Genomic DNA, 21290 nt, shown 5'->3' with positions numbered 1-21290 from the left:
TCATACTTCGAGTCACGCTCAAATTATTCAGGAGATATTCACGACGGATGTCCCGTGCGGAGGAGTGGGTATTTCGTTATTCTTCCTTCGTCACCCTGCTGAAAACAACGCAACAGGAATCATCTGCGGAAAAAAAAGACGAGAAAACAAGGGTTCTGGGTGCTTCTCTCGTCTTGTCAAATCAAGTGATAATGAAGAGATAGTATTATAATGCGCCTATAAAATAGCGTAACTTTAGTTACTAAAATGGTTCATTAATTTATTTAAGAAACTATCATTGTTTTAATTTCCTGATAAAAAACCCTTGAAATTCAATAATAATTGACATTTAAAGAACATAAAATTAACGAAGTTAACGACAATGCAATGATAAAAAAACCTTATACCTAACAGTGGTAATATAATTCTTTTCCAGACAGTCAGTTATCTATTCCTTATTTATTCACTCAGGTATTCCTCTATTAAAAAATAAAGAAATAAATCGCCATTATTCGACGAAAAAATATTATTTTTTATCCAGCTGATAACATTTAGAGGGCAAGAAAAAGTACGGCTAACAGCTGCGGCGACATAATGCGCAGAAACATCGCCAACGGATAAACCGTCGCATAAGACAGCGCCGCCGCACCGCTGGTCGGGTGTAGCCCATTGGCAAACGCCAGCGCAGGTGGATCGGTCATGGAGCCCGCCAACATGCCGCACAGCGTCAGATAGTTCATCTTACCCAGCGTTCGCGCCAGTATGCCGACCAGCAGCAGTGGCACAATGGTAATCAGCGCACCGTAGCCAATCCACCACACGCCGTCGCCGTTCAATAACGTATCGACGAAGTCGCCGCCGGATTTCAGTCCCACCACCGATAAGAACAGCACGATACCGAGTTCACGCAGCGCCAGATTTGCACTGGGCGGCATAAACCAGTGAAGTTTACCGATCCCGCCGATGCGCCCCAGTACCAGCGCTACCACCAGCGGCCCACCCGCCAGCCCAAGCCGCAGCGCGACGGGAAAGCCGGGGATCATCAGCGGTACCGAGCCCAACAGTACGCCCAGCCCGATGCCGATAAAGACGGGCAGCATCTGCACCTGCTGGAGTTTTTGCTGTGCGTTTCCCACGATATCCGCGACAGCATCGATCGCCGCTTTTCGCCCGACCAGATTCAGAATATCGCCAAATTGCAGGCTGGCTTGGCTGCTGGCTACCAGCTCGACACCCGCACGGTTCAGGCGCGAAATCACAACATCGTAGTTTTGCTTCAGATTGAGCTCACGAATCTTGCGTCCCAGCACCTTCTCATTCGTCACCACCACGCGTTCAACGTGCAGATCCGTGCCGCGCGTTGAGAGCGATGCCTCAACTTCATTGCCGATGACCAGACGCGCCTGCTCCAGATCGTTTTTCGCACCAACCAGATGCAGATAATCGCCCAGTTGGATCAGCGTCTGCGGCGACGGCACCATCAGTTCATCACCGCGTTTCAGGCGGGAGCAGACGATGGTGTCGCGGTTTAGAATCGGCACAGCTTGAATCGCCAATCCTTGCAGATTGCTATTCGTCACCGACACATTCATCGTGTGCAGTTGCTCGTGATGCAGACCGTTGCTGACTTCAAACTGCTTTGCCTCGTTCTCCACCGCTACGCGGAACAGAACGCGCATCAGCCACATCACCAGCAAAATGCCGCAGATCCCCAGCGGATACGCCATGGCGTAGCCCGTCCCCATCTGATTGACCAGTACGGTACTCGACCCAAGATCGGTCAGAATCTGTTGACCCGCACCCAGCGACGGCGTGTTAGTCACCGCACCGGAGAAAATACCGAGGATAATGGGCAAAGGGATATTGAGCAGTTTGTGCAGCAGGACGGTCACCACGCAGCCGAGGAACACCGTCAGCAGCGCAAACGCATTGAGGCGCAGGCCAGAAACGCGCAGAGAGGAAAAGAAACCCGGCCCGACCTGAATGCCAATGGTATAGACAAACAGGATCAGCCCGAACTCCTGGATGACGTGCAACATGTCATCGTTCAGTTGAATCTGGTACTGATGGGCAACATGCCCGACGATGATCCCACCGAACAGGACCCCGCCAATCCCTAAACCGACGCCATAAATCCGCCAATTGCCGATCCATAACCCCAGAACCGCAACCAGCGCCAGCATACTCACGGTAAGTGCGATATCACTCATACCCGTATCCTTTGCGGACGTTTTTATTGGGAAATGTCACTGCCGCTATACTCTATACCCCAAATAATTCGAGTTGCAGGAAGGCGGCAAGAGAAGGAATCCCGATGAGCTTACTCAGGTAAGTGATTCGGGTGAGTGAACGTAGCCAACGCACCTGCAGCTTGAAGTATTACGGATATATGATGAGTATATTTTGATTCTGGCAGAATGCCGGGGTAGGAAACGTGGCGGGCAACACAAAACCGCGCCCGTAATGATACGAGCGCGGGAAATCATCAAACAAATAATGCGGATATCGCGTTATGAGGCATCTTCAGCAGGCTGCTGGTTCAATGCCGGACGGTCACTATTGATGGCAATGCGCTGAGGCTGCAAGGCTTCCGGCACGTCACGCACCAGATCGATATGCAGCAGGCCATTTTCAAAGTGTGCCTCGGACACATGCAGATGCTCGGCCAGCGTGAAGCTCAGCGAGAAAGGCTTAAACACCAGCCCCTGATGCAGATATTCCACGGCTTTCTTGGACGGCGCCGGGCTGCCTTTCACGGTCAGGCGCGGGCCTTCTACTTCGATATCCAGATCGCTCTGCCGGAACCCTGCCAGCGCGAGCGTGATGCGATAGTGGTTGTCGTCTTTCTTCTCGATATTGTACGGAGGAAAATCAATCGGTTCCTGGCTGCCCTGCATTGAGCTGGCTAATTTGTCAAAACCGATCCACTGACGCAGTAAAGGTGATAAATCGTAGTTACGCATAATATGACTCCTTCTAAGAAGCGAGATTAATGGTGCCCATACGGGCATACCCTATGCCAGCCACAGTTCTATAGCTGGCGTCGTCCCCATTCGGCAGACGAAACGTTCATTCACCGCGCTGCCGTTTCAGGCAATGCGCGATTCGTGCAAATAACGTGATGTGGGTTTACTTGATTTCAATCCGACGCGGCTTCATCGCTTCCGGCACGATACGTTCGAGATCGACGTACAGCAGCCCATTTTCCAGATTGGCGCCTTTTACCTGAATATGTTCGGCCAGCTGGAATTTACGCTCGAAGTTGCGCTCGGCAATCCCCTGATACAGGTAGTTGCGGGCAACCTGCTCACCGGCGTGGGCACCTTTTACAATCAATAAGTTGTCGTGCGCGGTGATGTCCAGTTCCTGCTCGGCGAAGCCCGCTACGGCAATCGCAATGCGGTATTGGTTCTCGTCAACCAGTTCGACGTTGTAGGGAGGGTAGCCGCCGTTACTCTGGGTCTGCCCGGTTTCTAAGAGATTAAACAGGCGATCAAAACCGATAGCGGAACGGTACAGTGGGGAAAAATCGGGGTTACGCATAAAACAGCCTCCTAAACATGCAGCGAGGATTTATTTTTTACCTTCCCTAGGGACAGGCTCACAGCTGGAACAGATACCCTGACGGCGTATCGTTTTCTTCCGGCTTGTTATCAATATGGTGACCCCCCTCAGACTTTCAAGAGGCAAAAAGGAAAAATCGCAGGGTTTCATGCAATATTCACTCACACTGCGGGCGTTATCACATACACTCAAGATAGGCAGGCTCTGGAACCCGCTCTGGCAGCAGGTTCTTAATGGACAGGTAATATGACCTTACTGAAAAGTGCGTTGTTCTCTTTCATCATTACCAGTAGTGGCGCAGTGGCAACCAGCGGTTGCTCCAGCGTGATGACACATACCGGAGGCGATCAGGGTTACTATTCCGGCACGCGTGCCGGTGTGGATATGCTGCGCGACGACGACACCAGTTGGGCGATGATACCGCTGGTCGCTATCGACCTGCCGTTCTCGGCGGTGGCCGACACTCTGCTGCTGCCATACGACTACTATCGCTCAGGCAGCGATAAGCACAAACTGTCGACACGCGAACGCATTTCACACAGTGAAGAGCAAAACCAGACCGCCAGCTCACAGCTTGCCACCGCACCACATAATCAGCTGTGATAGCCCTGCATTCACCTTGAATCAACGCGTGCAGGTTATGCCGTCGCCACAACAAAAAGCTGATTAAAGCCGTCAATCTCCCGCATATACGCAATGTGTTTCCCATCAGGGGAAAAGACCACGGCATCCGCACTCGGTGCGCTGTCCGTCCGCGCCGTTAGCCGCACAAGCTCACCGCTTTTCGCGTCACACCGCATGATGCTGTTATCAGACACAAACGCCAGAGAACGTCCATCCGGGTGCCAGTTAAAAGCCGACTGTACGCCGTGTTCCGTGCGCGTTACCTGCCTTGGTTCACCGCCGTTCGGGGAAAGCGTCCACAGCTGCACCACGCCTGCCTCATCCCGCATCAGGAAAGCAATCTCACTGCCGTCGGGTGACACTCTCAGCCAGTGGCGTGGCTGATTCACCAGGCCAGGATAACGACGCGAGTGCGTAAATGTTAAACGCCGCTGCTGCACACCGGCTGGCGGTGCTGGCATTGACGTTGCCGTCCCTGCCAGTGGCGCATCACCCGCTTTGGCGTACTCTTCCAGCGCATCCGGCAAGTCGACGATAAAAATCTCAGGCACCGTTGTCCCGTCCGCCGCACGCGTATCGCCGATAAACGCCAGCGCCCAGCGCTGCCGCGAGCCATCTTGTCGAATATAGCCCGCCGTTCCTACCCATCCTTCTTCATAGGCGCGATTGATCTCATCGCTGCCGGGCTGCGGCTGCGGCGTCGTTCTGCTGACCAGCACACAATAGTGGCTGCCGTCATATTCACGCGGATGGTGTTTCTCAACGGTGACGGCCTGTAGCGGCACGGCCACGCCCACGTTGCGCAAGTTCAATGCCGGATCGCGCTCATGCAGCACATGGTCGTTATAGGTAAAGCTCAGGCGGCTGGCATCCGGACTGAAGACATGGACATGCGTACCGCCGCGCAGCGCACCAGCCTGATAAGGCGGCGTAATGGAGAAAGCATCAAGCGTGATGGCCTCATCGCGCTGGCGATCCGCCACTATCGTTCCACGCCGATGGTGAAAATCATACTGCCACTCGCCGTCTGGGTTTTCCGGCCCGTGGATAAAGACATAGCGCAGCGGTTCCTGCGGGCTACAGGTCACCACGCCCACGTGCGCCCCCGCCGTCGCCCGATAAATTACCTCGGTTTCCCGGCTTGTCAGGTGTACTCGCTCAATTGTCAGCCCTGTGAATGAAGATCCATAAGGTCTGACGTCGTAAACCAGCCACTCCCCATCACATGACCAGCAATTAATGTTGGTAAGTTGATGTCCAGCAGCATTAAACGTTAGTTGATTTTCCACAGGCAAAACATCACTCCACTCATTCAATATCAGTCAATAGTTTGTAAATCAATTTCAGTTTTTTGTATAACATATTGTTTTTTATTTAAAAAAAACAAACAACAACCGATATTGTCATTCAAAAAAATAGAAAGACTCTCTCAATAACATCCGTTTTTTAATTCATTAGCATCGGCGTAACATTCTTCATATCGAAAGGGCAGCCCCCTTTCACCTATCAATCAGAAAAGGATAAGACACCATGAAAAACGTAAAAACCATCGCCGCTGCTGTTGTTCTCGCTACCATGACTTTCGGTGCTTCTGCTGCTGAATATGTTGCTCCTTCACAGACACAGAACCTGGAAAAAGTCGGCGTCGTTACTGCTACCGCTCAAGACCTCAGCTCACTACAGGCTCAGCTCGCCGCGAAGGCAGAAAAAGCAGGCGCTAAAGCTTATACCATCACGTCTGCGACCGGTAACGATCAGCTGCGTGGCTCTGCGGTAATCTTTAACTAATCATTGTTTACCCTGAGTTTTTATCCCAGTTAGCTATTCTGTAAGACATCACGTATTACCCTCTTTCCGGCTTGCCTCCTCATCAGGGCAAGCCGGTTTTTTTATTTATGCGAAAGGGGTTCGTGGGAAAGCAGGAAAGGCGATGAATTCGGTGTGGCAGAGTGCCACACCGACGTGGATAGACTTACGACGTTGAACCTCGAAAGCCATTCTCGGCCGCTGTCGCCGCGAACCATTGTCCGCTTTTCTTCACCGTGCGTTTTTGCGTCGCCAAATCCAGCTGCACAAAGCCATAGCGATTCTTGTAGGCATTCGACCACGACCAGTTATCGATAAACGTCCACATATGGTAGCCGAGGCAACGGCTGCCTTCCGCGATCCCTTTGTGTACATACTTCAGGTGTTCGCGGACAAAATCGATGCGGTAATCATCCTGAATCTGACCGTTTACGTCGAAACGCTGTTCGTTCTCCACCCCCATGCCGTTTTCCGAAATAAAGCAGCGCGGATTGCCGTAATTCACCCGTAGGTTGGTCAGAATGTCATAGATGCCCGGTTCGTAAATTTCCCAACCGCGATAGGGATTCATTTTTCGCCCTGGCATCTCATAGCTGGAGAAGAACCACTCGGGCATAAACGGACTATCAGGGTTAACCAGACTGTCGCGGCACTGGATTCGACGCGGCTGGTAGTAGTTAATTCCCAGCAGATCGACAATCCCATCGGCCAGCAGCGCACGATCGTCAGGCTGGCAGCTCGGCAGTTGGCCATAGCGATTCAGCAGATCGACCAGTTCCTGCGGATACTCGCCCCTCAATGCGGGATCGAGGAAGCTGCGGTTAAACATCAGATCGGCGATGTTGGCGGCTTTAACATCGGCCGGATGTTGGGAACGCGGGTAGGAAGGCGTCAGGTTGAGGATAATGCCAATTTCCCCGCCCTGAGACTGTTCGCGGTACGCCCTCACCGCCAGCGAATGCGCCAGCATCGTGTGGTACGCCACCGTCGCCGCTCGCTTGAAATCCACCACGTTCGGATAGTGGAAATCATACAGATACCCGCCTTCCACCGGCACCACCGGCTCATTGAACGTAAACCAGTGTTTTACCCTGTCGCCAAACAGGCGGAAGCAGGTCGCCGCATAGCCCGCATAGGCCACGACCACCGCCCGATTTTCCCAGCCGCCCAGCCGCTGCATCACCATCGGCATATCAAAATGGAACAGATTGATAAACGGCGTGATGCCCTGCGCCAGCATTTCATCAATGACCTGATTATAAAACGCGACCGCCTGCGGATTCGGTTCACCGACGCCATCGGGAATCAGTCGCGCCCACGAGATCGACGTTCGGAACGTGTTGTGATTCAGCGTCTTCAGCAGCGCGATATCTTCACGCCAGTGCTGATAAAACGTGGAAGTATCCGCCGGCCCAACCTGCTGGTGAAAACGACCGGGCTGCGTGGCAAACCATTCGTCCCACACGGTGGCGCTTTTACCATAGCTGAGGCTTTCGCCTTCCGTTTGCGGTGCCGAACTGGCGCTACCCCACCAAAAATTCGCGGGAAAGCGAAAATCGTTCTGAAGATGATCGTGCATACGTTCCTCTCTGCTTCACTCGTGTTTATGCGCTGGCGCTGGCTTCGCCTGCGGCCTGCTGTTGTTTCTCCTGCTCCTGTTTAAGCAGCGTGCGCTCATAGACTTTCAGGAACGGGTAATACATCGCGGCCGACATCACCATGCAGAGCAGACACATGATCACCGGGCTGAACGCCCAGTTCGCCGCCCATGATGCCCCAATCGGCGCTGGCGTCGTCCACGGCGTCAGGGAAACCACCTGCGCGATCCAGCCGAGCTTCGTCGCCGTATAGGCAATGACCGCATTGACCATCGGCACGCAAATAAACGGCAGGAACAACAGCGGGTTCATGATGATTGGTGCACCAAACAGAATCGGTTCGTTGATGTTGAAAAAGCTCGGTACCACGCCCATCCGGCCAATGGTGCGCAGGTGAATCGCGCGGCTACGCATTAACAAAAAGGCCAGCGGTAGCGTGGAACCGACCCCGCCGATCAGCAGGTAGTGATCCCAGAATCCCTGCAAATAAATATGCGGCAGCGGCGCACCGGCCGAAAGCGCAGCCTGATTCAGCGCCAGGTTGGTCATCCAGAACGGGTTCATAATCCCGGTGACGATCAGCGCGCCGTGAATCCCGGCAAACCACAGAATCTGGCAAATAAATACCGAAATCAGAATCGCAGGCAGCGAATCCGACGCCGAAATCAGCGGTGCCAGCAGGTGCATGATGGCTTCAGGGATAATCATGCCGGTTGAGGACTGGATGAACAGGTTAAACGGATGCAGCGTCGCGACGATGACCAGCACGGGAATCAGAATTTCAAACGAACGCGCCACGCCGGTCGGCACTTCTTTCGGCAGGCGAATCGTGATGTTGCGTTTCTTCAGCCAGGCATACACCTCACCCGCATAAATCGCGGTCAGAATCGCGGTGAAAATCCCCTCGCCAGAGAAGTACTGGGTGGAAATTTGCTTATCCTGATAAGGCGCGGCCACCAGCAAGAATGCCATCAGCGCCAGCAGACCGGTCATGATCGGATCCAGCTTGTAGTGCTTACCCAAGCTGGCCCCAATCCCCACCGAGATAAAGAAGGTCATGACCCCCATACTGAGGTAGTACGGCAGCATCAGTTGTTCACGGTAGGCAACGGAAAAATCGAGCCACGCGCGGGCAAATCCCAGCGTGGTATCCGGCGCAAACGGCGGGAAGATGAACACCAGCATAAATGAACCGATGATCATGAAAGGCAGCGCAGCGATAAACCCATCACGAATCGCGATGATGTGGCGCTGTTGCCCCACCACACCCGCCAGCGGGGTAATTTTTTGCTCGATGATATTCACCATCGACTGATAGAGGCCACTCATAGCGGTTGTCCTGATTTTTCGATCAGTGAAAAGGCAAAATCCAGCACGTTGTCACCGCGCTGCATACCGTAATCCATCATATCTATCGCTGCTACGGGCACGCCTTTTCCCTCGGCTTTCTCCTGAAAGGACGCCAGCATATATTTCACCTGCGGCCCCAGCAGCACAACGTCATATTTCCCGACCTGCTCATCAAATTCATGGGCGGCGTAGGCGGCAATCTCGACGTCCAGACTACGTGCGCTGGCCGCCTCCTTCATCTTTCTCATTAAAAGGCTGGTAGACATCCCAGCGGAACAACAAAGCATGATCCTTTTCATTTTCAATACCCCGTCGTATTACGTTACGAATAAAAAGCGTTATGAATAAAACGCGTTACGAATAAAAAGCGTTATGAATAAAAAAACGTCATCAATAAAAGCATCGTGAATAAACACGTCCATTGGACATACATGCACTGGAAACACGCCTATGGAAACATAACGGAAACCGTTTTCCATGAAAAAAAACAATATATGAGAATGGGTTCACGAAATGATAGACATTGCGGGAAACAATGTGAGGCAGGTCATGGAAAACGTGTTTCAGACGTGAAGGACAGGTAAAACCCACTATTGCAGCGCTTATTACGCTAAGTGCGCTGATTTCAGGCATTTTCTACTTTTGGCTATAAAAACGACAAATTGAGATTTAAAAAGCCCGCCCTCCCCCTGCTATGTTTATCACCCGATGTTGCATTTTATCGCTGTATTTTAATTTTTCGTTATAAGGGAGAGATCACAAGCATGTCATTGATGATGAAAAAATCGGTCACGGAAGGACGTGATGGAACAACGCGGCAAAGCGCGCCATTGTGGAGCAACGTGACGGCGCGGCTGCGCCAACTCCCCGCTATGCTGGCCGCCAGCGCCCTGTTGCTCGTCTCCGCCGCCTATGCACAGGACAGCGTGCCAACGCAGCTGCGCGTCGGCTATCAGAAAGGCTCGGTCAGTCTGGTGCTGGCAAAATCGCACCAACTGCTGGAAAAGCAGTTCCCCAACACCAAAATCAGCTGGGTTGAATTCCCCGCCGGTCCGCAGATGCTGGAAGCGCTCAATGTGGGCAGCATCGATCTGGGCGGCACCGGTGATATCCCGCCGATTTTTGCGCAGGCCGCTGGCGCTGACCTGCTGTATGTCGGTGTAGAACCACCTAAGCCTCAGGCCGAAGTGATTCTGGTGCGGGAAGACAGCCCGGTGAAAACCGTCGCCGATTTAAAAGGCCGCAAAGTCGCCTTCCAGAAAGGCTCCAGTGCGCACAACACGCTGCTGCGCGCGCTGCAACGCGACGGACTGAAATTCACCGATATCAAACCGACCTACCTGACCCCCGCTGACGCTCGCGCGGCCTTCCAGCAAGGCAACGTCGATGCATGGGCAATCTGGGATCCCTACTATTCCGCCGCGCTGCTGGAAGGCGGCGTTCGCGTGCTGATCGACAGCAGCGGGCTGGAGAAAACCGGCTCCTTCTATCTGGCTGGCCGTCCTTACGCCGAGGCGCACGGCACCTTTATTCGTCAGGTACTGGATGTGCTGACCAAAGCGGATGCCTTAACGATCAGCGACCGGGCGGAAAGCGTCACGCTGCTAGCAAACGCGGTAGGGCTGCCGGAAAAAGTGATTGAAACGGCGCTCGACCATCGCCCACTGACTACCGTCGAACCGCTGGATGCCGCCACGATCAAGGCACAGCAATCCACAGCAGACCTGTTTTATGAAAATCGTCTGGTGCCGGTGAAGGTCAATATAGCAGAGCGCGTCTGGCGTCCCAAGGCGAACTAATTCGCCTGCCACACACCCTTTTGTTTACCCCAAACAAGACAGTTCAAGGAGTTCACACCATGAGTCTTAACGTATTCTGGTTTCTGCCCACCCACGGAGACGGTCGCTATCTTGGTAGCACCGAGGGCGCACGTCATGTTGACCACAGCTATCTGCAACAGGTGGCGCAAGCCGCCGAGCGGCAAGGATTTGGTGGCGTGCTGCTGCCGACAGGCCGCTCCTGCGAGGATTCCTGGCTGGTTGCGGCATCGCTCATTCCGGTGACGCAGCGACTGAAATTTCTCGTTGCTCTGCGCCCCGGCGTAATTTCCCCCACCATCGCCGCGCGTCAGGCCGCCACGCTGGACAGGCTGTCTAACGGCCGCGCGCTGTTCAATCTGGTGACTGGCGGCGACCCGGAAGAACTGGCCGCCGAAGGGCTGTTCCTCAGCCATGAAGAGCGCTATGAAGCCTCGGCGGAATTCACCCATATCTGGCGCAGGCTGCTGGAAGGCGAAACCGTCGATTTCGCAGGGAAACACATTCAGGTCAAAGACGCCAAACTGCTTTACCCACCCGTGCAGCAGCCGCGTCCGCCGCTCTACTTTGGCGGCTCTTCCGAAGCAGCACAGAATCTGGCGGCAGAACAGGTCGATCTCTACCTGACATGGGGCGAACCGCCTGAGCAGGTTAAAGAAAAGCTGGCGGAAGTCCGCGCCAAAGCGGCGGCGCAGGGGCGTGAGGTTCGCTTCGGTATTCGCCTGCATGTCATCGTAAGGGAAACCACCGAGGAAGCCTGGCAGGCTGCCGATCGGCTGATTTCCCATCTGGATGAAAAGACTATCGCCGATGCACAGGCGGCGCTTGCACGTTTTGATTCCGTCGGCCAGCAGCGCATGGCCGCCCTGCACGGCGGCAAGAAGGACAAACTGGAGATCAGCCCAAATCTGTGGGCAGGCATCGGTCTGGTACGCGGTGGCGCAGGCACGGCGCTGGTTGGTGATGGTCCGACGGTGGCCGAGCGTATTCAGGAATACGCCGATCTCGGCATTGATACCTTTATTCTGTCCGGCTATCCGCATCTGGAAGAGGCGTATCGCGTGGGTGAACTGCTGTTCCCGCACCTCGATCTGGCGCAGCAGCCTACGCCGCTGCATACGGTGAACACCGCGGGAGAGCTGATTGCTAACCGCTATGTGCCGCGTAAAGTCTCGCAAAGCTGAGGAATCGATCATGGCAAGAACGCTCTCTTCACTGGCACAGCGCTTTGCACCTTTCCTGCTCCCCGTGACGCTGCTGGTTGCATGGCAGATATCCGTCGAGTTCGGTTGGCTATCCAACCGGATTCTGCCTGCGCCCAGTTCGGTGATTACCGCAGGCTGGTCGCTCATCGCTAGCGGTGAACTGTGGCAGCATCTGGCTATCAGCGGCTGGCGTGCCCTGATCGGGTTTGCTATCGGCGGTAGCATCGGATTGGTGCTCGGCTTTATCACCGGGCTGTCACGCTGGGGCGAGCGTCTGCTGGACAGCTCAGTGCAGATGATCCGCAACGTTCCTCATCTGGCGCTGATCCCGCTCGTGATTCTGTGGTTTGGCATCGATGAGGCGGCCAAGATCTTTCTGGTGGCGCTGGGCACGCTGTTCCCGGTTTATCTCAACACCTATCACGGCATTAAAAACATCGATCGCGGCCTGCTGGAAATGGCACGCAGCTACGGGCTGTCCGGCCTGAGCCTGTTTTCTCAGGTGGTACTGCCCGGCGCGCTGCCGTCCATCATGGTCGGCATCCGTTTTGCGCTGGGCTTTATGTGGCTGACGCTCATTGTCGCGGAAACTATTTCTGCCAACTCCGGCATCGGCTACCTCGCCATGAACGCCCGCGAGTTCCTGCAAACAGACGTGGTCGTGGTCGCCATCATTCTTTACGCCCTGCTCGGCAAACTGGCCGATGTCAGCGCTCAGGGGCTGGAGCGCATTTGGCTGCGCTGGAATCCGGCTTATCAAACCTCATCGGGGGACGCATCATGACCGCTTTTACCGATTCTACAACGCACGCGCATTCACCGTCGCCGCTCACCAAGGGGACACCGCTGGCGCTCGATGCCATCACCAAGCACTACGGCCACCGCACCGTACTGAATGATGTGCAGCTGCGCATTCCGTCCGGGCAGTTTGTTGCCATCGTCGGTCGCAGCGGCTGCGGCAAAAGTACCCTGCTGCGCCTGCTCGCTGGTCTGGAAGCGGCCAGCAGCGGCGAACTGCTGACAGGCACCGCGCCGCTCAGCAGCGCAAAAGACGACACGCGGCTGATGTTTCAGGAAGCACGCCTGCTGCCGTGGAAAAAGGTGATCGATAATGTCGGGCTGGGGCTGCGCGGCAACTGGCGTGAGAAAGCGCAGGAGGCTCTGGTCTCCGTCGGGCTGGCGGATCGTGCGAACGACTGGCCGGCGGCGCTGTCCGGCGGTCAGAAACAGCGCGTCGCGCTGGCACGCGCGCTCATTCACCATCCGCGTTTGCTGCTGTTAGATGAACCGCTGGGGGCGTTGGATGCCTTGACCCGCATCGAGATGCAAAGCCTGATCGAAAATCTGTGGCTCCAACACGGGTTCACCGTATTGCTGGTGACGCACGATGTCTCCGAAGCCATTGCGCTGGCCGACCGAGTTATTCTGATTGAAGAAGGCCGCGTAGGGCTGGATATCATGGTCGATTTACCCCGACCACGACGTCGCGGATCGGCGAAGTTGGCGGAACTGGAAGCCCGCGTGCTGGAACGCGTGCTGGCACCCACCTCACCGCCGTTGCCTCAGCAGGCGGCAATATAGCCTTCATTCTGGCGATCGAGACGGGATAGCTTATCGCCAGATTTAACATCAAAAATATTGACAAATATTCTCAAAACACTCCGTTTTTCCTTCTCCCCGCATCGGCGTAATATCCTCTTCATCGAAAGGAAATGACCTTTCACTCCAAACAACATTGAATAGGATACATCACATGAAAAACGTAAAACTCTTCGCCGCTGCTGCCGTACTGTCTGCCCTGTCTTTTGGTACTTTCGCTGCCGATCAGGTGTCTTCACAACAGGCACAGAGCCTGGAAAAAATCGGTGTCGTTAGCGCTACCGCGCACAGCCTGGATTCACTGCAAGCACAGCTGGCTCAGAAAGCAGAAAAAGCGGGTGCCAACGCGTTCACCATTACCTCTGCCACTGGTGATAACCAACTGCGCGGCACTGCCATTATCTACAAATAATGCGCACAAAAAGACAATCAAAAAATTAAACGGACTTTCCTCACCTAAGAGGAAAGTCCGTTTTTTATGGTTTTTCCAGAACCCTACTGCACACGGGTGACGAGCGTTAGCCTACACGCTTCACTTCGCCCACCAGTAAGATGTAAGACAGTGCACCAACCAGCGCTACGCCAGCAATGTAGGTCAGTGCCGGAGCAAACCCGTAATCCTGAGCCAGATAGCCAATGATCAATGGCACCGTGATACCGCCCAGACCGCCGATAAAGTTAAACACCCCGCCCGTCAGACCAATCAGACGAATCGGCGCCAGCGACGACACCAGCGACCACGTGATGGAGGCAAAGCCATTGCCAAAGAACGCCAGCGCCATCAACACCATAATCCATACCGGATCGTTGGTGTAGTTCGCCCCCATGATGCAGGTTGAAATCAACAGGCCACAGATAATCGGCGTTTTACGCGCCAAACCGATCGATTTTCCACTACGCACCAGACGGTCCGCCACAAACCCAGACAACAGCACGCCAACGAACGCCGCCAGGAAAGGCACCGTTGTCATAAAGCCTGCCGTCAGTGCGCTAATCTGTTTTTCCTGCGTCAGGTAGTTCGGGAACCACGTCAGGAAGAACCACAGCGTAGAGGTCACGGCAAACTGCCCGATATACACGCCGACCAGCTTGCGGTTAAACACCAGTTTCCAGTCGGCTGCCGTTAACGGCGTACGCGCCTTTTTCTCAGTCGGCGCATCACCATCGATGATACCGCCGCCTTCGGCAATGTAATCCAGCTCAGCCTGATTGATCCCTTTGCTTTTCTTCGGTGACTGATAAACAAAGTGCCAGATAATTGCCCAGACAATACCGACGCCGCCGGTGACGATGAACACCCAGTGCCAGCTCAGGATTTCCTGCAACCAGATGAGCAATGGCGTAAGGAATGCCAGACCAACGAACTGTCCTGACGTATAGAATCCAACAGCAGAAGCACGTTCCTGCTCAGGGAACCAGCTGGTCACCATACGGTTGTTCGTCGGAAACGCAGGCGCTTCAAACAGCCCGGTCACCGCACGCAAACCAATCAACGATGCCAGACCGGTGGCAAAACCTTGCAGCAACGTGGCAATCGACCATCCCATGATGGCGATAAAATAGGTGACCTTTGAACCGACGCGGTCAAGGAACCAGCCGCCGGGTATTTGGCATAACGTATAGGTCCAGGCAAACGCGGAAAAGATATAGCCCATTTGTGTTTTTGTAATGCCGAACTCTTCCTGAATATGCGCCGACGCCACAGCCAGGTTGGCGCGATCCACATAGCAGATGACGACCGTAATAAAAATCATCAGCAAGGTGAAATAACGCCGTTTTGTAGGACGGGTAGTTAATGTCATATCCATCTTATTTTCCTGTTATTTATTAAACGGACGTTAATACTTATTGCCCGCTATTTTTGAACGATCAACAACACCAGCAGTTGGTATGCTTTATTTTTTCTAATGAAATAAATAACCGCACACAGTCAATACATTCCTTTATTGAACATGGCGTTTTATTTTTAAAATCCCGGTGGTGGCTTACTCATGATAAATGGAAGATTACTTTCCCCGACGCTAATAAAATAAAACAGTAATCCCTCACGAAATAATGTATTTCGTGATAATCCATGCGTGTTATATTCCGTCGCGCCGGGGAAATGCGTTATGTATTACTTGTTATTCAACACCTAACCTATTGTATTTGTTATACCCTAAATAATTCGAGTTGCAGGAAAGCCAACGCGAATGACGGGTATTACCACTCGGCGACGGCACCGTCAGGATAACGCCACACCGGGTTACGCCAGTCTGGCGCATTTTTACTACGTTCAATAACCAGTTCTTCATTAATTTCCACACCGAGGCCAGGCTTATTCAGCGGATAGAAATGGCCGTCGGTCATGGCAAAGTCTTCTTTATTGATAACATAATCCAACAGCTCGGCACCTTTATTATAATGGATGCCCATACTTTGCTCTTGGAATACGGCATTACGTGCCACAAAGTCGAGATGCAAACAGGAAGCCAGTGCAATTGGGCCTAATGGGCAGTGTGGTGCCAGCGCGACATCATAGGCTTCCGCCATGGCGGCAATTTTAAAGCACTCGGTAATACCGCCCGCGTGAGACAGGTCAGGCTGAATGATGGCCAGTCCGCCGTCTGCCAGTACGCGTTTGAAATCAAAGCGTGAGAACATACGCTCGCCCGCTGCAATCGGCAGGTGGGTTTGCGCCGCCAGACGAGGATAGTATTCCGCCTGTTCAGCCAGCACGGGTTCTTCAATAAACAGCGGACGGTACGGCTCCAGTTCTTTGATTAGGATTTTCGCCATCGGCGCATCCACACGACCGTGGAAATCCAGACCGAACTCTATACTGTTACCAAAGGCTTCGCGAATTTCCGCGACCACGGCCACCGCCGCATCCACTTTGCGCGAGTTATCAATGATGCCCATCTCTTCACAGCCGTTCAGCTTGAAGGTATCGAAGCCAATGTCGGTCAGCTTCTTGATGCCTGCGATCACTTCGGAAGGACGATCGCCGCCCACCCAGCTGTACGCTTTGATCTTATCGCGCACCAGCCCGCCCAGTAACTGATAAACCGGTACACCCAGCGCCTTGCCTTTGATGTCCCACAATGCCTGATCGATACCCGCGATCGCACTCATCAGGATTGGACCACCGCGGTAGAAGCCCGCGCGGTAAAGCACCTGCCAGATGTCGTTGATACGCGCCGGGTCTTGCCCGATCAAATAGTCAGATAGCTCGTGAACAGCAGCTTCAACCGTACGTGCACGGCCTTCGATAACTGGCTCGCCCCAGCCGACAATGCCTTCATCGGTTTCAATTTTCAGGAACATCCAGCGTGGCGGCAGCCGGTACGTGGTGATTTTGGTAATTTTCATTGAACAGCGTCCTTATAGGCGTTAACAAATGCATGTGCTTTTTGCGCGGTGACGTCAACCGACTGACCGGCTCGATACAGATCGCTGCCTAACCCGGCACCGACGCAGCCCGCACTGAGGTAATCCTTCAGGTTTTCTGGCGTGACGCCACCGACGGCAAAGACGGGAACGTCTTTTGGCAATACCGCTTTCAGCGCCTTGATGTAGTCCGGCCCAAACGCGGATGACGGGAAAATTTTCAGCGATTGTGCGCCCGCATCCAGCGCCGTGAAGGCCTCCGTCGCAGTAGCACAGCCAGGGCACACCATCATGCCGTAACCCACCGCCCGACGAATCACCTCGGGGGAAATGTTAGGCGTAACGACTAACTTGCTGCCAATTTCCTGCAACTTGTCGACATATTCGGCTTTTAGTACCGTACCTGCACCAATCAGGGCGCGATCGCCAAAATGCTCTACGGCCAGTTGAATACTTTCATACGGGTTTGGCGAATTCAGCGGGATCTCTACCGCATCGAATCCGGCATCGAGCAGCGCCGCGACGTGTTCCAACACCTCATCCGGCGTGATACCGCGCAGAATCGCAATCAAGGGAAGATTAGTATTCCAGCTCATTAACAATGCTCCTTATTCCTGCCTGAAAAGCCCGATCGCCATCCAGCTGCTGCCAGCGCAATCCAGCTTGTTGTAATGCTTTTTCGTAGCGCGCGGTCAGCGCAGGGGAGCCGATGAGTGTGATGCTGTCTCCCGCCGCCACCTGATAGTGGCGCTGCATTTGTGAGACTTCGTTGCCAATCAGCAGCCCGGACAGCCAGTCGCTCACGGCACTTTTCTCCAGACGCCCCAGCACATGCGCCGCGCGGGTTTCAAACAGGCAGCGGATGATGTTGTCGTCGGCAAAGCCCAGCGCCAGCCCTTGCTGGAAAGCATCGGGGGACGGCTGCTGTTCGGTCAGCCCCACGCCAATTAACGACTGCGTCATCAGCAGGTGGTGCAGTTCGCCGGTCATCACCGTGCGGAAATCCAGCACGTTGCTGTCATCGGCCCGCACCCATTTCGAGTGGGTTCCCGGCATCAAATAAAGAGAGGAAGGACATTCGCTATACGCGCCAATCAGCTGGGTTTCTTCACCGCGAATCACATTGCAGTTATCGTCCTGCGCAATACTCAACCCCGGCACAATCCAGGCGGCCAGCGGCTGGGCTTCTTCCACGCGCGTTAGGCGGTGGGCGACGTCCGTCAGGCGAGTCGGGCATGGCAGATACGGCACGGAAAGCCAGCCCGCATTGCTGCCAATCATGCCTGCCATCACGACAGGCACGTTGTGCTGCTGCCACGGCGCAACGATCTGCTGAAAAACCTGCTGCGGCGTCTGACCGTTTAAACGCGTGACGCCCGCTTCAGATTTCACGCTGTCGATACAGACGCCGTCCAGATACAGCCACGCCCGCAGATTGGTCGAACCCCAGTCAATGGCGATATAGCTTTCACTCATGTAATGTCCTTTAACCGTTTGGTCGAGCTGGCGATCATGGTCAACGCCGCCCGCTCTGCTGCTTCAATATCCTGATGCCGAATGGCATCGTAGAGATCCTGATGCTCACGCAATGTCCGTGGCATGTTGTCTTCGTCCGGCATATAGGTGCGTTCAAACACCGCACGCTGCAACGAACTGATCGCGACGCTCAACTGCTGTAGTACTGGGTTATGCACCGCCGCCAATACCGCCTCATGGAAGCGAATATCCGCTTCATTAAATGCGTCGCGATTCTGATGGTTAGAAATCATGTCGTTCAACGCCGCTTCAATCACTGCCAGCTCGCTTGAAGTCGCCCGTTCGGCAGCCCAGCGGGCAATCGTCGGCTCCACCAGATTACGCACCTCGCTCATCGCGCTGATCAGACGCGGGTCGTAGTCGCTTGCCAGAACCCATTGCAGAACGTCGGTATCCAGGTAATTCCACTGGTTACGCGCGGCCACAAACGCGCCGCGATACCGTTTCACTTCCACCAGCCTTTTCGCCATCAGCGCTCTGAACACTTCGCGAATGATGTTGCGCGATGTCTGAAATTCTTCACACAGCTCGGCTTCTGCGGGTAACGGCGTGCCCGGCGCGTATTTCCCGCCAACGATCTGTTGGCCAATATCCAGAATGATGCGGTCGGTTTTGCTTAATTCCTGCTTATTCATCATCACCTCAACGAGACAAAACGGATTGATATCACTGCACTTACTTTACCCGCCATGCCGCCTGACGTCGTCGAACTGTTGCACAATAACCGCATCCTTCCCTCTTTTCTTGGCTTGATTGTAGTACCATTTATATATGTTGTACTACAATCTGGATCACAAAACGGACAATCAATACAATTTGGCAACATCCAGCATTACCGGATTTCAACATCCAGAGGGATTGGGTCGAGCGAAGATGGAAGGCGACGACAGCACGCCAGCAGCGGTGATAGGGAAAGAAAGAGAAAGAAGAGATAAGAAGAAAAAGAATGGCGGTTCAGGCCATACGCAATGCGCACGCAAAAGAACCGCCATTAATGGCAAATTCAGGTAAAGGTGGAGCTCTACTCCTGTTCCAGAACGAAATGCCCCTCTCCGACTTGCTTATAGCGGCGTGCGGGAGGATGGAAATCAGGGGCGCGTACCGGGCTGCGCAGTTCATCATTGGTGATATTACGCACCGGACGGGTATCCGGATCCGGCACGGGCACCGCAGAAATCAGACGTCGGGTGTAGTCATGCTGCGGATTGTCGAAGATCGCCGAACGTGGCCCGATCTCCACAATTTCACCGAGATACATCACCGCCACGCGGTGGCTGATTCGTTCGACCACCGCCATATCGTGCGAGATAAACAGGAATGACAGCCCCAGCTTCTGCTGGAGATCCAGCATCAGGTTGATCACCTGCGCCTTGACGGACACATCCAGCGCCGACACCGATTCATCGGCAATAATCACTTTCGGCTCCAACGCCAGCGCGCGCGCAATACAAACGCGCTGGCGCTGCCCGCCGGAGAACTGATGCGGGAAACGTGAAGCCATATCGCCGGATAACCCCACCTGTTCCAGCAGTGCGCTTACTCTCGCATTAACATCCTGTCGAGTCGCCAGACCGTGCAGCAGCATCGGCTCGGCGATAGCTTCCCCTATCCGCATGCGCGGATTCAGGCTTTCATACGGATCCTGAAATACCATCTGAATCTGCCGCCGCGAATCCGTCAGCTCACGCTTATCCGCCGTCAGAATATTTTTTCCCAGCAGCTGAATGTCACCGCTAACGGCGTCGTTGAGGCGAATAATCGACCGACCGGTAGTGGATTTACCGCAGCCCGACTCCCCGACCAGCGCGAGCGTTTCTCCCGGCCAGAGATCGAACGAGACATTCTCCACCGCGTGAACCCGCCCGGACAGCCGACGGAAAAACCCTGATCGGATATCAAATCGAGTAACCAGATTTTTTACCGTCAGCACTGGTTCCTCGCCCGACACGGTATTCACCGCTTCGGGCACTGGCTGGCGTTCGCCCGTTTTCAGATCGATCAGCGGAAAGCGTTGCGGCCATGCGCTGCCGGACATCGAACCTAATTTAGGCACCGCGGACAGCAGCATGCGGGTATAGGGCTGCTGCGGGTGATGGAAGATCTCCCGCGTGACGGCGTTTTCCACCATCTCGCCCTGATACATCACCAGCGTGCGGTCGGACACTTCCGCCACCACGCCCATGTCGTGGGTGATAAACAGCACCGACATCCCTTCTTCTTCCTGAAGGGTTTTTATCAGCGTCAGAATCTGTGCCTGAATCGTGACGTCCAGCGCCGTCGTCGGTTCGTCGGCAATCAGCAGCTTCGGATGGCAGGCCAGCGCAATCGCAATCACCACGCGCTGACGCATCCCACCAGAGAAGCTCTGCGGATATTCGTTCAGCCGTGATTTAGCCGCCGGAATACGGACTTTTTCCAGCAGGCGCACCGCTTCGGCACGCGCTTCGGCTTTGCCCATGCCGCGATGGCGTCGCAGCACTTCCGTAATCTGGTAGCCAATCGGCAAGACCGGATTCAAGCTGGTCATTGGCTCCTGGAAAATCATGCCGATGCGGTTCCCACGCACGTCCTGCATCGCTTTATTGGGGAGCGACAGCAGTTCGGTATCGCCGAAATGAATCTGACCCTCAACCCGGCTTTGGCCGGGTGGCAGCAGGCGCATGATGGATTTCGCCATCACACTTTTCCCTGAACCGGATTCTCCCACCACGGCGACCGTCTCTTTCTCGCCAATCGTGAAAGATAAATCCCGCACCACGTTCATCCACTCGCCGTTCACCTGAAAGGCAGTGGTCAGATGCGAAACGGACATAATCGGCGCTGTCATGTGCTCGTTACCCCTT

21 protein-coding genes are annotated in these 21290 nt (G+C 54.4%); 8 read left to right on the top strand and 13 right to left on the bottom strand.

The features are described from left to right. Positions 1–530: 530 nt before the first annotated feature. The 3 genes from NXT09_RS18025 to ibpA form a co-directional block, all read right to left on the bottom strand. On the bottom strand, positions 531–2189 hold the full coding sequence (locus NXT09_RS18025) for a putative transporter (RefSeq protein WP_268580760.1): 1659 nt from the start codon (positions 2187–2189) through the stop codon (positions 531–533). 300 nt (positions 2190–2489) lie between these two features. Next, positions 2490–2942 carry a small heat shock chaperone IbpB gene (gene ibpB / locus NXT09_RS18020; RefSeq protein WP_205549548.1) on the bottom strand — a complete coding sequence of 151 codons (453 nt, stop codon included), beginning with the start codon at positions 2940–2942 and terminating at the stop codon, positions 2490–2492. A gap of 166 nt (positions 2943–3108) precedes the next feature. Continuing rightward, entirely contained in the window at positions 3109–3522 is a 414-nt protein-coding gene (ibpA, locus tag NXT09_RS18015) for a small heat shock chaperone IbpA (protein ID WP_095701006.1), read from the bottom strand. A gap of 267 nt (positions 3523–3789) precedes the next feature. Here ibpA and NXT09_RS18010 point away from each other — a divergent pair, with 267 nt between their 5' ends. Then, positions 3790–4146, top strand: a complete 357-nt coding sequence (locus NXT09_RS18010) for a YceK/YidQ family lipoprotein (RefSeq protein WP_205549546.1) — start codon at positions 3790–3792, stop codon at positions 4144–4146. A 35-nt stretch (positions 4147–4181) separates the two neighbouring features. Here the strand turns inward: NXT09_RS18010 and NXT09_RS18005 are convergent, their stop codons facing one another. Then, positions 4182–5462: a YidR family protein gene (locus NXT09_RS18005; protein WP_268580759.1), complete on the bottom strand. Its 1281-nt coding sequence runs from the start codon at positions 5460–5462 to the stop codon at positions 4182–4184. 235 nt (positions 5463–5697) lie between these two features. Here NXT09_RS18005 and bhsA (NXT09_RS18000) point away from each other — a divergent pair, with 235 nt between their 5' ends. Continuing rightward, positions 5698–5955: a multiple stress resistance protein BhsA gene (gene bhsA / locus NXT09_RS18000; protein WP_012772777.1), complete on the top strand. Its 258-nt coding sequence runs from the start codon at positions 5698–5700 to the stop codon at positions 5953–5955. A gap of 184 nt (positions 5956–6139) precedes the next feature. On the opposite strand, the gene gmuD is transcribed toward bhsA (NXT09_RS18000), so the two are convergent. Genes gmuD through NXT09_RS17985 form a run of 3 tightly spaced genes read right to left on the bottom strand, consistent with a single transcriptional unit; the run spans position 6140 to position 9220 of the window. Next, the gene (gene gmuD, locus NXT09_RS17995) at positions 6140–7552 is read right to left on the bottom strand and encodes a 6-phospho-beta-glucosidase GmuD (RefSeq protein WP_268580758.1); all 1413 of its coding nucleotides are present in this window, start codon (positions 7550–7552) and stop codon (positions 6140–6142) included. 25 nt (positions 7553–7577) lie between these two features. Next, positions 7578–8900 carry a PTS sugar transporter subunit IIC gene (locus NXT09_RS17990; RefSeq protein WP_039485217.1) on the bottom strand — a complete coding sequence of 441 codons (1323 nt, stop codon included), beginning with the start codon at positions 8898–8900 and terminating at the stop codon, positions 7578–7580. Then, on the bottom strand, positions 8897–9220 hold the full coding sequence (locus NXT09_RS17985; RefSeq protein WP_039320155.1) for a PTS sugar transporter subunit IIB: 324 nt from the start codon (positions 9218–9220) through the stop codon (positions 8897–8899). The genes NXT09_RS17990 and NXT09_RS17985 overlap by 4 nt, the downstream gene beginning before the upstream one ends. Positions 9221–9685: 465 nt before the next feature. Here NXT09_RS17985 and NXT09_RS17980 point away from each other — a divergent pair, with 465 nt between their 5' ends. The 5 genes from NXT09_RS17980 (at position 9686) to bhsA (NXT09_RS17960) (ending at position 13954) form a co-directional block, all read left to right on the top strand. Then, positions 9686–10720 carry a sulfonate ABC transporter substrate-binding protein gene (locus tag NXT09_RS17980; RefSeq protein ID WP_268580757.1) on the top strand — a complete coding sequence of 345 codons (1035 nt, stop codon included), beginning with the start codon at positions 9686–9688 and terminating at the stop codon, positions 10718–10720. Positions 10721–10779: 59 nt separating this feature from the next. After that, positions 10780–11922 (top strand): FMNH2-dependent alkanesulfonate monooxygenase, encoded by a 1143-nt coding sequence (gene ssuD / locus NXT09_RS17975; RefSeq protein WP_039281463.1) that lies wholly within the window; start codon positions 10780–10782, stop codon positions 11920–11922. A 10-nt stretch (positions 11923–11932) separates the two neighbouring features. Further along, positions 11933–12727 carry an aliphatic sulfonate ABC transporter permease SsuC gene (gene ssuC, locus NXT09_RS17970; RefSeq protein ID WP_095993316.1) on the top strand — a complete coding sequence of 265 codons (795 nt, stop codon included), beginning with the start codon at positions 11933–11935 and terminating at the stop codon, positions 12725–12727. Then, positions 12724–13524, top strand: coding sequence for an aliphatic sulfonates ABC transporter ATP-binding protein (gene ssuB, locus NXT09_RS17965; protein WP_268580756.1), 801 nt, complete (start codon positions 12724–12726; stop codon positions 13522–13524). The genes ssuC and ssuB overlap by 4 nt, the downstream gene beginning before the upstream one ends. Before the next feature lie 172 nt (positions 13525–13696). Next, positions 13697–13954, top strand: a complete 258-nt coding sequence (bhsA, locus tag NXT09_RS17960) for a multiple stress resistance protein BhsA (protein WP_119889371.1) — start codon at positions 13697–13699, stop codon at positions 13952–13954. Between the two features lie 106 nt (positions 13955–14060). On the opposite strand, the gene NXT09_RS17955 is transcribed toward bhsA (NXT09_RS17960), so the two are convergent. The 5 genes from NXT09_RS17955 to dgoR all read right to left on the bottom strand — a co-directional run bounded on the left by NXT09_RS17955 (position 14061) and on the right by dgoR (position 19082). Further along, the gene (locus NXT09_RS17955) at positions 14061–15350 is read right to left on the bottom strand and encodes an MFS transporter (RefSeq protein ID WP_240584188.1); all 1290 of its coding nucleotides are present in this window, start codon (positions 15348–15350) and stop codon (positions 14061–14063) included. Between the two features lie 394 nt (positions 15351–15744). Next, positions 15745–16893: a galactonate dehydratase gene (gene dgoD, locus NXT09_RS17950; RefSeq protein WP_180787230.1), complete on the bottom strand. Its 1149-nt coding sequence runs from the start codon at positions 16891–16893 to the stop codon at positions 15745–15747. Then, entirely contained in the window at positions 16890–17507 is a 618-nt protein-coding gene (locus tag NXT09_RS17945; protein WP_268580755.1) for a 2-dehydro-3-deoxy-6-phosphogalactonate aldolase, read from the bottom strand. Before NXT09_RS17945 ends, dgoD begins: the two co-directional genes overlap by 4 nt. After that, positions 17491–18387, bottom strand: coding sequence for a 2-dehydro-3-deoxygalactonokinase (locus NXT09_RS17940; protein WP_268580754.1), 897 nt, complete (start codon positions 18385–18387; stop codon positions 17491–17493). The genes NXT09_RS17945 and NXT09_RS17940 overlap by 17 nt, the downstream gene beginning before the upstream one ends. Beyond that, a complete protein-coding gene (gene dgoR / locus NXT09_RS17935) occupies positions 18384–19082 on the bottom strand; it encodes a D-galactonate utilization transcriptional regulator DgoR (RefSeq protein ID WP_005976717.1) in 699 nt (232 codons plus the stop codon). The genes NXT09_RS17940 and dgoR overlap by 4 nt, the downstream gene beginning before the upstream one ends. 136 nt (positions 19083–19218) lie before the next feature. Between dgoR and NXT09_RS17930 the strand changes: the two genes are divergently transcribed. Then, the gene (locus NXT09_RS17930) at positions 19219–19458 is read left to right on the top strand and encodes a hypothetical protein (RefSeq protein WP_268580753.1); all 240 of its coding nucleotides are present in this window, start codon (positions 19219–19221) and stop codon (positions 19456–19458) included. A gap of 10 nt (positions 19459–19468) precedes the next feature. Here NXT09_RS17930 and NXT09_RS17925 read toward each other — a convergent pair whose 3' ends face one another. Then, complete coding sequence (locus NXT09_RS17925) at positions 19469–21274, bottom strand: ABC transporter ATP-binding protein (protein ID WP_268580752.1); 1806 nt, start codon at positions 21272–21274, stop codon at positions 19469–19471. Positions 21275–21290: the final 16 nt, after the last annotated feature.

Source organism: Pectobacterium jejuense (assembly GCF_026800125.1).
GTDB lineage: Bacteria > Pseudomonadota > Gammaproteobacteria > Enterobacterales > Enterobacteriaceae > Pectobacterium > Pectobacterium jejuense.
Note: the sequence above shows the minus strand (reverse complement) of the source record. Positions and strands in the feature narration are given on the sequence as shown.